The organism is Viridibacillus soli (assembly GCF_016612995.1).
In the GTDB taxonomy this organism is placed as follows: Bacteria; Bacillota; Bacilli; order Bacillales_A; family Planococcaceae; genus Viridibacillus; species Viridibacillus soli.
The window spans coordinates 1-14,614 of record NZ_JAEOAH010000022.1 but is presented as its reverse complement, the minus strand read 5'-3'; the positions used below and the strand labels follow the sequence as shown (position 1 = coordinate 14,614).

Below are 14,614 nucleotides of genomic sequence, written 5' to 3'. Positions count from 1 at the left end.
TTTTATGTAAGGGACGGAAGGCTTTTTATATTTTATTAAAACATTTTTTTCCAAATAAGAGAGGAGATTTAACATGTTACAAGATTATCAACTATTACGAATTCCAGGTCCAACTCCAATTCCACCAAGCGTAGAGCGCGCTATGGCACAACCAATGATTGGCCACCGAGGATCAGAAACATCTAAAATGATTCAAAATATTAAACCGGGCTTGAAAAAAGTATTCGGTACAGAACAAGATGTTCTAATGATTACAGGTAGTGGTACATCAGGTTTAGAAGCTGCAATCGTCAATGTTGTAAAACCTGGCGATAAAGTGTTAGTTGTAGCAACTGGTGTATTCGGTCAACGTTTCACAAAAATTTGCCAAGCGTATCAAATTGACGTTGAAGAATTTGCAGTTGAATGGGGTACAGCGTTAAATCCAACAGCGGTACAAGATTACTTAAAAGAGCATCAAGATATTACTGCTGTATTCTCAACTTATTGCGAAACTTCAACAGGTGTTATTAACCCAGTTGGCGATTTAGCGAAAGCCGTTCATGAAGTATCTGAAGCACTAGTTATTGTTGATGGCGTATCTTGCATGGGTGGCATTGAAACGAAAATGGACGAGTGGGGTATTGATGTTCTAGTAACTGGTTCACAAAAAGCATTCATGCTTCCTGCAGGCTTAAACTTTATCGGTGTAAGTGATCGCGCTTGGAAAGTTATCGAAACTAATCCTAAAAAAGGATTCTACTTAGACTTAACAAAATACCGTGACAACTTAGAAAAAGATACAACACCATTCACACCTGCACTATCTTTACTATTCGGACTTGAACAAGTTCTTAAAAACCTTGAAGCTGAAGGATTTGAAGAAGCATACAAACGACATGCTTTAATGCGTGATATGACACGTGCAGCATTTAAAGCACTAGACATTCCATTATTCACAACAGATGCTGATGCTTCTCCAACAGTAACAGCAGTTAAACCAGCTGATTTTGATGCTGAAGCGTTCCGAAAAGTACTAAAAACCGACTTCAACCTATCTGTAGCTGGCGGTCAACAACACTTAAAAGGACAAATTTTCCGCGTTGGTCACATGGGCTACTGCGCACCAACTGATGTTTTACAAACTTTAGCTGCAATCGAAATAGCACTAGTGAAAATTGGCAAAGATATCGAACTTGGTAAAGGCTTAGCAGCAGCACAAAAAGTGTATCTTGAAGGAGCGAACAACTAATATGGCTATCAATATTTTAATCAGCGATCCACTAAGCGAAGATGGTATTTACCCTCTTCGCCAAGAGAAAGAATTAGATTTAAACATCGTCATTGAAACTGGTTTAACACCGGATGCATTAAAAGCTAAAATTAAGGACTTCGACGTTTTATTAGTACGTAGCCAAACGAAGGTTACTCGTGACATTATTGAAGCTGCTGACAATTTAAAATTAATTGGCCGCGCTGGTGTTGGTGTAGATAACATCGACCTTGATGCTGCTACTGAAAAAGGAATTATCGTAGTTAATGCACCAGACGGTAACACAAACTCTGCTGCTGAGCATACAACTGCAATGATTATGTCTCTTGCTCGTCATATTCCACATGCACATATGTCATTACAAGAAGGCCGTTGGGATCGTAAAAAATTCGTCGGTGTTGAATTAAAAAACAAAACATTAGGTGTCATCGGTTTCGGACGTATTGGACAAGAAGTGGCTCACCGTGCAAAAGGTAACCGCATGAACGTTATTGCATACGATCCATTCTTAACTGCTGAAAAAGCTGAAAAACTAGGTGTCGACTTCGGATCAGTTGAAGACGTAGTAAAAGTCGCTGATTTCATCACAGTGCATACACCTCTTTTAAAAGAAACAAAGCATATGATCAACAAAGACATCTTCGCATTAATGAAAGACGATGTTCGCATTATCAACTGTGCACGAGGCGGAATCATCGATGAAGAAGCATTATACGATGCAATCGTTGCTGGTAAAGTAGCTGGTGCAGCTCTTGACGTAATGGAAGAAGAACCATTCGTAGGCAACCGTCTATTAGACTTACCACAAGTAATTGCAACACCACACTTAGGTGCTTCTACAATTGAAGCTCAAGAATCTGTTGCTGTTGACGTAAGTAATGATATCCTTAGCTACTTCAACATTGGAACAGTTCGCAACCCTGTGAACATGCCTTCTATTCCAAAAGACATCATCGCAAAAATCGAACCATTCTTCGATCTTGGTGAAAAATTAGGCGCCTTCGTTTCTCGCCTATCTGATGAAGCAGTAGAAGAAATCAACCTTTACTTCGCTGGTGAACTAGCTAGTTTCGACGTTCGTCCATTAACGAACAACACTGTTAAAGGTTTGTTAAAACGTAATCTAGGTAACCACGTAAACAACGTGAACGCACGCTTCTTAGCAGAACGCAACACAATTAAAATCAACGAACACAAAACAACAACATCAAAAGGTTTCTTAAACTCTATCGCTGTTGAATTAGTGACTGCTAGCGAAACACATAAAGTAACAGGAACTCTATTAAACGGCCTTGGCGCTCGTATCGTAAAAGTAGACGACTACGTAATCGATGTAGTACCAGAAGGTCACTTACTATTTATCAAACATACCGATAAACCAGGTGCAATCGGCCGTGTTGGTACACTTCTAGCACAAAAAGATATCAACATCGCAACAATGCAGGTTGGTCGTTCTAACCAAGGTGGAGAAGCAATCATGATGTTATCAGTAGATAACCACATCGAAAACGTCGACTTCCTAAAAGAACAAGAAAATATCTTTGATGCGAAAACTATTGATCTATAATAAATGCTGAAGCGGCCCGTTCAGCCCCGACAAGCACTGGAAAAAAGAACACAGTCTAAGACGCCACATCCTGTGGCAACGACTGCGTGACCCGCATCGTGCGGGCCTGAAACAAAAGCATCTTTTCAGCTTTTGATCGAGAAAATGGAAGTGACCTCGAGGGGCTGGCCGCTGAAGCTGGATATCTTATTTAAATGCTGAAGGCCCGTTCAACGGCGACAAGCGTTGGAGGGCTCGATCTACTAAACTACACCACACCAAAAAGTGTGGCGTAGTTTTTTTTTAGAAAAATAATCCTAAATGAGCAAAGACTCTTGAAATTCAAGCTGAGCAGATCACTTTTGGGTGCAAATCATTTGTACGTGTCCACTCCTTAAATTCTCGTCCTTTGGTCTTGTGATTTACCGTTGAAACTTCCCCATATATTTTTTGTTTTAAATGACTTTTATTTATATCTCATACATATTAATTACTATAGTCGTCACAAAGGAGGAATAAATATAAAAAAGACAAAAATAATATTTTTTGTTTTATCTCTTCTATTAATTACAGGAGGCATCGTTATTTTTTATAATCATTCTTATGCAAAAGAAACTCCTAAAGCTACCCAAGTTACCCAAGAAGAATTAAAAGAAATTGAAGAAATTAATGAGAAAATAACTGAAACTGAGTTATCCGAAAAAATTATAAATGCACTAAAAGAAAATGGATACGATCCTCATGGAGGTATTGCATACACAATCTATTCGGTAGACAAAAAAACCTAACACTTCCAATGTATGGTGTTGATATAAAAGATAAAAAACAAAAGAAGATATAGAAAATATTGTTAATACTATCTCAGAAGATAACAATTTCAATCCATTTACAATTGAGTTACAAGAAAGTAAAAAATAAAAATAAGCTTTACCTGAGCTGTCAACAAACGGATTAGCATCTATTTTCGTAAAACAAAAGTCTGGAAATTCTGTAGTGCCATTTGTATTATCAATAGTGCTTGGATACATAGCACCAGTTTTAGTATTATAAAACTGGAAACTAACCTTATTACCGGCATTAACTCCACCTAGCCCAAGTCTTATATCCCCTCCAGAGTACGCTACCCCATATTCACAAAAAAAAAATTAACTGTTATGAGCTTAAAATTCAAAAAATAGAATTAGCCTAGAAAGACTATCTACTAAAGCTGATGAGTAAGCGCCTAACTTTTGTGACTCACGCTCTAACTTCTATAACTCAACCTCCAGTTTCTATGACTCACGCTCCACCTTCTATGACTCAGCACAGCTTCTATGACTCACGCTCCACCTTCCATGACTCAGCACCCAGCTTCTATGACTCAACCTCCTTCTTCTATGACTCAGCCTCCACCTTCTATGACTCAGCACCCAGCTTCTATGACTCACGCTCCACCTTCTATGACTCAGCCCAGCTTCTATAACTCAACCTCCTTCTTCTATGACTCAGCACCCAGCTTCTATGACTCAGCCTCCACCTTCTATGACTCAGCCTCCAATAATAAAAAAGACTACCCATGTCTCTAAAACCCCGACAATTAAGTAGCCTAAATCATCTATTTTAATGGAATCAAGTAGTGCGATACACAATAATAACAATGGTCAAAATACTAGCTATCAATAATAATGGATCCTTTAACCTCTTTTTCATTTACATTATTCTCCTCTCTCATAAACAACGCGTCTGCTCAAGAGAAAGTTTCAAAAAAAGCTTCCTAAATTAGGAAGCTCCCATAAATATTAGATTGTTTTAAGCAGTGGTAGCAATTCGAGTAATGATTCAATTTCATATGTTGGTGTAACGCCTTCAACTGGTGCTTTTTCTTCACGGTTGATCCAAGCTGAGCGCATGTTGATACGTGATGAACCTAAAATATCCGTCATCAAATTATCGCCAACCATAATTGCTTCATCTGCTTGGATGTCTGCAATTTTTAAAACATGTTCGAAAATAGAGGCATCTGGTTTGCCACGACCAAAATCACCTGAAATGACGATATGATCAAAGTAAGGTGCGATTTCTGGTGTGATTTCTAATTTCGTATGTTGTAAACTTGGCGAACCATTTGTTAATAAAATTAATTTATAGTTTCCTTTTAATGCATCCAATACTTCATATGTTTCTTCATAAACAAAAGGACTTTGCTTACGCGCTTCGATGAAATATTCACCTAATTCTGCACCAAGCTCTGCATTATCTATACCTAATTTAGCTAATCCTACTGTCCAAGAATTTTTGCGATATGCTGGAACGATAGCTTTTAACTGTTGAAATTCATTTGTTGGATCGTCAAATGTTCCCCATAACCCTTCAAAAGGATTAATACCGATCATTTGTGTGTAATCATATGTTGGGTAAGAGGCATATAAATTGCGAGCCGCTTCTCTCACTGTCACTTCAAGCTCGGAAGGATTTACCGCCACCTGCTCTGCGGCCTTTTTACAAGTAAGTTCAAATGCAGTCGCAATACTTTTCTTATCCCAAAGTAAAGTATCATCTAAGTCAAAAATTACCGTTCGAATCGTCAAAACAATCGTCTCCCTCATCACAATAAAAGTTTATGTATTATCATTATCCTAGCATATTTCCATCATCAAATTACAAAATTTGCTCAAATTAATACGACCATTTGAACCATACAATAATAAAAGTCATTAGCTTGTAATACTTCGCTAATGACCTCATATAAATCGCTTATTTCTCTTCACCAATTTCATCCAATGCATCGGGATAAATAGTTTCATCGAAAACTTTACCATTCTTGGCATCTTTCATTTTGACAGTCACTTTCATATCTTCCTCTGCGGTACCATCAAAGACTTGATATAACATACCTATAAAGCCTATAGAAAAGACCGCAGTGCTATCAAAGCTATTTTCAAACTCCTCTTTATCTACAACTACTGTAAACTCTGAGAAGTTATTATTATATTCGATTTTTTGAACAGAAGGAGTTTCAGAATCCTCTTCAATTTCTTTAACGTTCGAGGCTGTAGATTCTTTCTTTTTTATCATAAGAGCAGTGTGCTGCTTCCGTGACATAATGTATGTTACAGAGCCGTCACTGTTCTTTTTCACTTCTTTATATTCCTTATCTTCCTTTGCACTTGCAATAATTGCATCTATATCTTCACCTTCATAAAATGAAGCTGGGACTTTTATTTCGACATTCATTAAACCTTTATCTACTGCAACATCACTTTTGTCTTGTTGCTTATTCTCTATTTTGCCATCAGGTGAGCAACCTGCAACCACTAATGCACTAGCGATTAATCCACCTGCTAGTAACCTTTTGATATCCATAAATTCCTACCTTCCGTACACATTGTTCTTAATATTGTACCATAATAAAGGTAGGCATTTTAGTTTATTTATATAAGAAAAGATTAGTACTCACTCACTCTATTGCTGTCCAGTACTTCAGCTCTTCAACTATCAAATGGGCGATCCAAGCTATTTTTCATCGAATTTCAGTTAAACAACGCTCAATCTTCCGCTCAATAAAAGAATATTTTCTATCAGTAGATGCCATATAATAAAAGCTTTTCAAAAACGTCTTGCAGTTTGCTTGTAGAATAATAAATTTCTTAGTAGTCGCTTTCTCTTTTTGCTTTGACAAAAATGGAGGAATTCGCTCAAAAAGCCCCTTAGCTATATCAATAGATAAGCCATTTTCAATCATCGTAAATATAGGTGTGATGACCCGTTCGTCCTCGCCCGCAATATAAACCGCTTTAGAAGTAAATATTTTATTCACTAATGATTGGAATATATCATCATAGTCATCTACTTTTAACTTGGGATTCTTCACAAGTTCATCAATGGCATAAGCAGTGTGTGCAACGCTGTGTGCCCAGCCCTTGTCAGTAACATACCCCCTTATATCCTCCTCTAAATCTAAATACGCCACTAGTTTGTCCTTCACCTTTTCAATCATTTCATCTGTCAAAAATGAATGTTGTAAATCCTGATTTAATATTAATGCGATTAATAATGTTGTGAAGGAGCGTTTAAATACGCTATCCACTCCCTTTTCACCAATTTCATAAAATAAATACACATCACTAAGCGCAGTTTTCAACATATCATTCATGAGTTCATTCGATAAATGTCGGTCATGAATTAGTCGCCAAAACGCTTGATAAACCAATTCATCTCGAAGCTCACTATCCGTTGATCCAATATGCTCCATCATCGAAAAAACAAACTGTTGCTCAGCTACTTCAGCCCAATTTTTTTGATCATTTTGCAGCTCTAACAACAGATTTTTTAATTCCATTTCACTCACAGCTGCACCCCCTTTAGCGGTAATATCCCCTTATCGAACTACATATCTAATATATTCAATAGCACTGCTATTCATGATTAATCTTCTATGTCCTAATATGTATATATAAATTCATTTAAGAATTAACACCTGGTTAATAAAGCTTCTTCATAAAAATAGAAAAACCCTTAAGCAATTCCATCTGCATTTGCTTAAGAGCTATTTTTAATTATTATTCCATTTCACAGTTTCACATCAATCATTGTTTTTCCGCCTTTTTATATACACCTTTTGCAACGGACAAATCGTAGTAAGTAGCACCCACTTCATTGTTTTCTCTACTTTTTAGACTAATAGTAACCAAAGAATCATCGTTACCGCTAATGTTGTAATTCTTTGTAAAAGTGTTGCCATTGTTGTGCTTTGTAAGCATCTATTACTGACATGCCACTGAATTGTGTAACTCCCCAGAAGAAGCTGTCATTTACGTGGCTAACTGTCATTGCACCCGCCCATCACAACTAATGCTAATGGAAGTGCTCCTACAATACCTAGAGTTGGTAGCATCGGTGCAATTAAAGAAGATATAATAACTATTGCTGCAGTTGATGAACCTTGAGCTGATTTTAAAGCTGCTGCGATTAAGAATGGTACTAGTAAGAATAATGTACCGCTTTCGAAAACGCCAAGATCCATGCTTTGTAAAATTTCTGCTACACCTGTATTTTTAATAATTGTACCAAGAGCGCCACCCCACCTGTTACAGTAATTAACAGAACAGGTGCTTACCCCTATAATATTTTTTTGATAATGTTTTGGACCGCTTCATAAGTCCTTTTTCTTAAATGGATTGAGGCATGTTGGATCGATTCTTGTTGTGTAATATATTCATTTGCAACGCTTGCCATCGCCAAGAAATGTTCGGATAACTGCGCGCGACTACCTTCGTCTATGTAACCAGAAATTAATACGACTGGTATTTGCAGCTCTTTCGCTGCATTAGCAATACCGATTGGTGCTTTCCCTGAAAGTGTTTGTAAATCAGATTTCCCTTCCCCCGTTAAAATCAATGACGCTCCCTTAATTTGTCCGTGAAAATCAATTGCTGTCATAACGACTTCAATCCCTGGCTTTAATACGACTGGAAAATAAGCTAAAAATGCTCCACCTAGTCCTCCAGCTGCTCCTGCACCTGGTTTATTTTGTAATGCGACACTTGTCATTGCTTCGATTTTATTCGCTAAAACCGTTAAATTATCATCAATTTGTTGAACCATATCAGGTGTGACACCTTTTTGCGGCCCAAAAATCGCAGTTGCTCCATTTGTCCCCACAAATGGATTATCAACGTCACATGCAATAACAAATTGACATGCTTGAATCCGTTCATCAAATGCCGAAGCATCAATTCCATGAAGTGTACTTAGTGCACCTGCGCCAAGTTCTAAATCGTACCCATTAACATTTAAAAATTTCATACCTAGCGCATGAAGCATGCCAGTACCACCATCATTTGTAGCACTTCCCCCAATACCAATGACGAATTTACGGTAACCAGCATCTAGTGCATGACATATTAATTCCCCTGTTCCATAAGTCGAAGCAATCAGAGGATTTCTTTCATCGTTAGTCAAAAGCGTTAAACCAGACGCCTTCGCCATTTCAATAACACAAGTTTCTCCATCTCCTAAAACACCGTATTCAGCTTCAATAGGTCGACCTATCGGATCATGTACTTGCACAATAATAATTTGACCTTTTGTGGCTTCCACTAGCGGCTCTAGTGTACCTTCACCACCATCTGCTACAGGTAATAGTACAGTTTCAATTTCTGCATTTATATCTTGAATAGCTGCTGCCATTGCTCTAGCCGCTTCTGTAGCTGTAAGAGAACCTTTAAAAGAATCTGGACTGACAACGATTTTCATAGCAATCCCCCCTGTAAATAAAGCGCTTATACAAATTATAGTGATAAATCCAATGTTTTGCATTATACTTAATGTATAAATCCTTATATTATAATAGTTTTTTTTTATACACTGCGGAGGAAAAGTATGATATCAAAACAGTTAGCAAACCAAATTGTGGAACAGACGATGTTACGTTTACACCGCAATATAAACGTTGTGCATACAAACGGAATGATCTTGGCTTCCGGAGATCGGTTGCGTGTAGAAAGTATTCATGGAGGGGCCCGAATTGTTGCAAAAACAGAAAAAGCGCTCATTATTACAGAGGAAAACAACCATCTTTTCCAAAATGCAAAGCCTGGTATTAACTTACCTATCTTCTTTCAAAATGAGCTTGTAGGTGTAATTGGTATTACTGGAAACCCAGATGATATTGTGGAAGTAGCCACACTCGTTCAGTTAACAACTGAAATGATGGTACACCAAGCACTTATAGCCTCACAAAGCGAATGGAAACGTAAAATGCGTGAGACGATTTTCCAAGATTTGATGAATCAGCAGCCCTTGCAAAAAGTAATGGAAGAACGTTTATATAAAATAGGCTTCTTTTATGCACCACCCTTTTATGCGATTACGTTAGATGTTGAGGCAACATTAATGGCCTACCAATCTTTTGTCGAACATATGGAAGATTTTTTTATTCATGAATCTGTTATCTTTGGTAGATATCAATTGAACGAGCATTTTATTTTAGTATCTGGTATGGATACTAAAGCGATTAAACGTAAAATAACAATGTTGTTAACTCAACTAAAAAAATATTTTAACGTCAGAATCGGCATCGGTCAGCCTGTACAATCATTAGAAAAAGCATCTTACTCTTATGAAACTGCGAAAAACGCCATTGAGTACGGTGACAAGAAAAAGTCCATTATTTTTTTTGAAGAGGTTGAAATTTTTTCTTTACTGAAAAAAAGTGATTCCCAAGAAGCCTTGCATTTCACAAGCCGTGTATTAAAAGATTTAAATAATAAACTAATACATACGTTGGTTGTGTATTTTTCAAATAATCAACAGCTCACAATCTGTTCCGAAGAACTTGGGATTCACCGACATACACTTACTTATCGCTTAAATCAAATACATGAAACAACCGGTTATGACCCCGCCAATTTCCAGGACGCCATTATACTACAAATTGCACTATGGTTAAAAAATAAATAAAAATAGGTAAGCATCCTCTTAATCGGGGTTGCTTACCTATTTTTTTATATTAGTTCTAGTTCTTCTTTATAGAGTTCATCAAGAATTGTTAGCTTTTTATCGATAACGTCTCCAAATATTTTAATATAAACTACAGGATCTTCAGGGTGATGGAGTAGCGTAATCTTACCTGTTGATGCATTCACAAGTTTACATGAGACACCACAATTAAGCCCAACGCCCAGTCTCCATTAATACAAAGACTTGAATATAAGAATCTCCCCTTTTTCACATTTAACTATCAAATAAGTAAGAAAAACCTTATAATAAGCTTATTATACTAGAAAAGGAGAGATTACTGTGTCTTTTTTATCAAGAAACACTGTAACCAAAAACGAATCTCTAGACTCATTAATTTTACAAAAAATAGGAGGTGTTAAAATTTCTTCATCTCTCGATCGTTCCATTTATAATCAGATGGACATGATTCAATTAACAGAAAATGACTTAGCCATCCTACGCGTTATGAAACCTATTCTAATCGAAAACATTGAATCCATTGTAGCAAAGTTCTATGAAAATCTTGAGAAGGAAGATTCGCTTGGAAGAGTTATTGATCATAATAGCTCAATTGACCGTTTAAAAAAAGCATTGAAGAAACATATTTCAGAAATGTTTGATGGACAAATTGATGAAAGTTTTATGGAGAAACGTTATAGAATCGCCTTTATTCACGCTAAAATTGGGTTAGAGCCAAAATGGTATATGAGTGCGTTCCAAGATCTGCTTAATGGCTTTTTCTCAATTGTTCAACGAACTAAGTTTAATCATACTGAGCAATTCAAAATTTTAAATTCGATAGCCAAAACTTTAAATTTTGAGCAGCAAATTGTGTTAGAAGCATACGAAAAACAACATCAAGAGGAGCTTACAAAAGAAAATGAGCGAAAGTCAGAAATTATGGAGATTATCCACTCCAATTCAGTCTCCCTTAGTGCTGTTACATCTGAGACAGCAAATGATATTGTCGAAATGACGAAAGTTCTTAGCTCATTAGAGAAACTATCTAGTGATAATACTGATTTGACTTGTCAAGTTATGAATGGTGCACTCCAGGAACAACAACGCTTGAAAATGACAGAACAAAATAGCGAAAAGTTACAAGATACAATGATAGCAATCACACAGAATGTAGACGAGCTTCATAAGTTAAATAGTAAAATAACAAACATTTCTCAAATTATTACACAAATTGCCAATCAAACAAACCTGCTAGCACTTAACGCTTCAATTGAAGCAGCACGTGCGGGCGAACATGGTAATGGCTTTGCAGTAGTAGCAAGTGAGGTGCGAAAACTTGCTGAAAGCACTAAATCCTCTTTAGCAGAAGTTGATCTCATTTTAGCTGAAACAAATAGCAAAACAATTACAATTACTATGACTTCACAAGAATTACAGCTGCTTGTTAATGAATCTTGTACTCAAGTTTTAGCTACAGATACGTCCTTTACGCAAATCGTAAAACTCATGCACCAGCTAAAAAAGCGCAATAGCGATTTATTTACAGGTGTGTGTGATATTAATAAAAGCTTAAATTCTATTCAGCAAAATTCTAAACGCATCCATAGTGCATCCGAAAATCTAACTGCTATGTAATAATAAAACCTCGTACTGACAATTGTCAGTACGAGGTTTTAAATAACTTTCACATTTTGTATATATGATTAGATTTCTGCGTATAGTTCTTGAACTGGTTTGATAAGAATGCGATTTACTTCTTCAATTAAACCACTTAAGGCCATTTCTGTTTGTAGCATTTTCTCTATTTTTTCGTTTTGTTGAGCAAGTTGTGCCGTTTTCCCAGCATATGTTATCTCATCTTCTTCAATTTGCTCACCTTTTGCTTGCTTCTCTTGTAGGTTCAATTGCACTTTACGGAAGTTTTGGAACAATGAAAGTGCCTCTGAATCATTTTTCACTTCTGCAACAGCAGCCTTTAAAGCCTCAAATTCTGCTGTTTGACGGAATGTTGCTTCTAATTTGTTAATGTCATTATAAATATTAATCATTTTTTTATCCTACCTTCACTTTTAATTAAAAATTGTTACGACAATTCCTTGAACAACCCCGATGATGCCACCCAGAACAAAGCCTAGTACGGTAATCATTTTAAATTCACGTTTTGAAATGCCCAGCACTAAATCCTCAAGTACCTCCACAGGGAAAGTGTCCACTTGTTCGCGTACAACTTCTTCTAAATTCAATCGTTTTAAAACATCTTCTAACTTTACTTCTGCTTGTACAAAAGCGTTTTCCACTATCTGTGGTACAACATTTTGTTGCATCCACTCGGCACCATTTGCCCAATAATGTACGATCGGCTGATCTAAACGTTCCTGAATTTGTAATTCATTCTTCACATAGCCTTGAAGCGCTTTTGTTGTTGAATTGAAATCTAATTCGCCAATGAGTTGGGGAATCGTTTGATCTTGTAATTTAACCCACTCATTCGTTAGCATATTCGATACTAGCACAAATGTGCCTTCAGCATTAAGAAATTTCTTTATTTCCTTTTGCCCTTTGTTAACAAGTGATGATGAATCACCTAAGAACATTTGAATCATGCCACCAAGCGTTCCTTTTGTATCAAGGAAATCGTCCATTAATCGTTTGATCGTTTGATAACCTTCATCTGATTCAAAATAAACATCGCCTTTGTTTAAAATATAACGTGCGATATCTGGAATTTTTGTATTTGCCTTGTCTTGCCATCTTTCAGGTAAAAGCTCTCGAACCGTTTTTGTAGATAACACATTTTTCACTTTATCTACTTGATCTACGATTAATTCGTCTACTTTGTCTTCCACGGTAATATGGAAATTTTCAACACCAGCTTGTTGTAGCCAGTCATTAATCGTTTTATCATTTGTAAATACGCTTGTTGCAATTTTATCATTTAACCATTGTTCAATTTTCAAACGAATATCATTTGAAAAGAACTTTTTGCGGAATGTTTCAGGTGTGAGTAAATAATTCACAACTGTTTTCCCTAATTGTCTTGCCAAATCATCTCGACGTTTTGGTATTAAGCCCGGTGTAAAAGGTAATCGCCAAGAACCAATATAAATTGCTTTATAAGGTCTAAATAGCATTTTAATTGCTAAATGATTCGTAAATCCACCAATGACTGCTCCAATTGCTGCCATAAATAGTATTGTTACGAAAGCACCCATATACTTCACCCATTTCTTCAAAAACTCTCCTACATTATAACAGACAGTCCAGTAGGTGAGAATTAATAGCTATTGAAGTTAGGGATTTCATCCTATTTATAGTGCATTGTAAATCGTTGAAAAGCGGATTGCATGCTCCATTCCATCCTGCATCGCAATAAACAATGGATATTGCCCTTGCTCAATCGGCACGTTTAAGAACATTTCCTTGTATAAATCCGTTGCCTCCAGCTCTTTCCCAAGCGCCTCTTTTACACACGCCTTAAAATCCTTGCATGGTGGCTTCTTTGTTAATTTTTGAACATATTTCTCCGTCAGCATATAATAAAGCTGTTGGAACATTTCGTAATGGCACTTCTGATCCGTGATCATGCGCTCGAGATAGGACCTCCATGTCGGGTCTTTCGTTAATTCGAGCATCGATTTGTACCAATAATATGACTGATATTCATCTTGAATCGCTTTCTTCAACTGTTCTTCAAACATAACGCCATCTCCCATACGCTTTTTCACACTATATGCGTAGAGGGCCAGCACTATGAAAGGGGTATGCATATGATTCAACATTTCAGCTTTAAATCATTGTTCGAAAATAAACAACTACCGGGCTGGCAAATTTCCTTCTTCTACAAGCACCAACGCTACGAAGGAGAATACCAAAAAAACGGCACTATCATCTGGACAAGCCTAGTACCGCAAGATGAAGAAACCGTTAAGAAAATGGTACACGAGTTGATGCTTTATCATGTATATGACTAACTAAATGCTGAAGGCGCTCGTTCAACGGCGACAAGCGTTGGAATTCTCGAATCGAAAACGTCTTTTCAGTTTTCGACCGAGAGAATGGAAACGACCTCGAGCCGTTAGCGCCTGAAGCTGGATATCTTATCTAAATGCTGAAGCGGCCCGTCTAGCCCCGACAAGCGTTGGACAATGGAACAGCCACATCCTGTGGCAACGACTGCGTGACCCGCATCGTGCGGGCCTGAAACAAAAGCATCACTTCAGCTTTTGTCCGAGGAGACGGAAACGACCTCGAGGGGCTGGCCGCTGAAGCTGGATACACTTAATACTGAAGGCGCTCTTCCAACGGCGAAACACGTTGGAAGACGGAAGCCAAAGTCACTCTTTGACTTTGAGCGCCCGGCTGAAACGTCGCGAGCA

Annotated in this window: 13 protein-coding genes and 1 pseudogene; 6 read left to right on the top strand and 8 right to left on the bottom strand. The window is 37.2% G+C overall.

Annotated features, from left to right (window positions below):
• Positions 1–73 precede the first annotated feature (73 nt).
• The 3 genes from JFL43_RS13955 (at position 74) to JFL43_RS13945 (ending at position 3,586) form a co-directional block, all read left to right on the top strand.
• Positions 74–1,231 (top strand): pyridoxal-phosphate-dependent aminotransferase family protein, encoded by a 1,158-nt coding sequence (locus JFL43_RS13955; protein ID WP_200749510.1) that lies wholly within the window; start codon positions 74–76, stop codon positions 1,229–1,231.
• A 1-nt stretch (position 1,232) separates the two neighbouring features.
• Positions 1,233–2,819, top strand: coding sequence for a phosphoglycerate dehydrogenase (gene serA, locus JFL43_RS13950; protein ID WP_200749509.1), 1,587 nt, complete (start codon positions 1,233–1,235; stop codon positions 2,817–2,819).
• A gap of 407 nt (positions 2,820–3,226) precedes the next feature.
• Positions 3,227–3,586: a CHASE3 domain-containing protein gene (locus JFL43_RS13945; protein WP_200749508.1), complete on the top strand. Its 360-nt coding sequence runs from the start codon at positions 3,227–3,229 to the stop codon at positions 3,584–3,586.
• Positions 3,587–4,576: 990 nt separating this feature from the next.
• On the opposite strand, the gene JFL43_RS13940 is transcribed toward JFL43_RS13945, so the two are convergent.
• The 5 genes and pseudogenes from JFL43_RS13940 to JFL43_RS13920 form a co-directional block, all read right to left on the bottom strand.
• Positions 4,577–5,365: an HAD family hydrolase gene (locus JFL43_RS13940; protein WP_200749507.1), complete on the bottom strand. Its 789-nt coding sequence runs from the start codon at positions 5,363–5,365 to the stop codon at positions 4,577–4,579.
• A 166-nt stretch (positions 5,366–5,531) separates the two neighbouring features.
• Positions 5,532–6,140, bottom strand: a complete 609-nt coding sequence (locus JFL43_RS13935) for a hypothetical protein (protein WP_200749506.1) — start codon at positions 6,138–6,140, stop codon at positions 5,532–5,534.
• Between the two features lie 157 nt (positions 6,141–6,297).
• Positions 6,298–7,116, bottom strand: a complete 819-nt coding sequence (locus JFL43_RS13930; RefSeq protein WP_234447794.1) for a DUF2785 domain-containing protein — start codon at positions 7,114–7,116, stop codon at positions 6,298–6,300.
• A gap of 333 nt (positions 7,117–7,449) precedes the next feature.
• Positions 7,450–7,889, bottom strand: a pseudogene (locus JFL43_RS13925) (GntT/GntP/DsdX family permease); the annotation flags it as partial.
• A gap of 6 nt (positions 7,890–7,895) precedes the next feature.
• Positions 7,896–9,032, bottom strand: coding sequence for a glycerate kinase (locus JFL43_RS13920; RefSeq protein ID WP_200749504.1), 1,137 nt, complete (start codon positions 9,030–9,032; stop codon positions 7,896–7,898).
• A gap of 126 nt (positions 9,033–9,158) precedes the next feature.
• Here JFL43_RS13920 and JFL43_RS13915 point away from each other — a divergent pair, with 126 nt between their 5' ends.
• Both JFL43_RS13915 and JFL43_RS23215 read left to right on the top strand, forming a co-directional pair.
• The gene (locus tag JFL43_RS13915; protein ID WP_200749503.1) at positions 9,159–10,238 is read left to right on the top strand and encodes a CdaR family transcriptional regulator; all 1,080 of its coding nucleotides are present in this window, start codon (positions 9,159–9,161) and stop codon (positions 10,236–10,238) included.
• A 339-nt stretch (positions 10,239–10,577) separates the two neighbouring features.
• Positions 10,578–11,873, top strand: coding sequence for a protoglobin domain-containing protein (locus JFL43_RS23215; protein WP_200749502.1), 1,296 nt, complete (start codon positions 10,578–10,580; stop codon positions 11,871–11,873).
• 68 nt (positions 11,874–11,941) lie between these two features.
• On the opposite strand, the gene JFL43_RS13905 is transcribed toward JFL43_RS23215, so the two are convergent.
• The 3 genes from JFL43_RS13905 to JFL43_RS13895 form a co-directional block, all read right to left on the bottom strand.
• Positions 11,942–12,286 carry a YlbF family regulator gene (locus JFL43_RS13905; protein ID WP_100795954.1) on the bottom strand — a complete coding sequence of 115 codons (345 nt, stop codon included), beginning with the start codon at positions 12,284–12,286 and terminating at the stop codon, positions 11,942–11,944.
• A gap of 21 nt (positions 12,287–12,307) precedes the next feature.
• Positions 12,308–13,450: a DUF445 domain-containing protein gene (locus JFL43_RS13900; RefSeq protein WP_200749569.1), complete on the bottom strand. Its 1,143-nt coding sequence runs from the start codon at positions 13,448–13,450 to the stop codon at positions 12,308–12,310.
• A gap of 96 nt (positions 13,451–13,546) precedes the next feature.
• Entirely contained in the window at positions 13,547–13,936 is a 390-nt protein-coding gene (locus tag JFL43_RS13895; RefSeq protein WP_200749501.1) for a ferritin-like domain-containing protein, read from the bottom strand.
• Positions 13,937–14,005: 69 nt separating this feature from the next.
• On the opposite strand from JFL43_RS13895, the gene JFL43_RS13890 reads away from it, so the two are divergent.
• A complete protein-coding gene (locus tag JFL43_RS13890) occupies positions 14,006–14,209 on the top strand; it encodes a YheE family protein (protein WP_100795951.1) in 204 nt (67 codons plus the stop codon).
• Positions 14,210–14,614 lie beyond the last annotated feature (405 nt).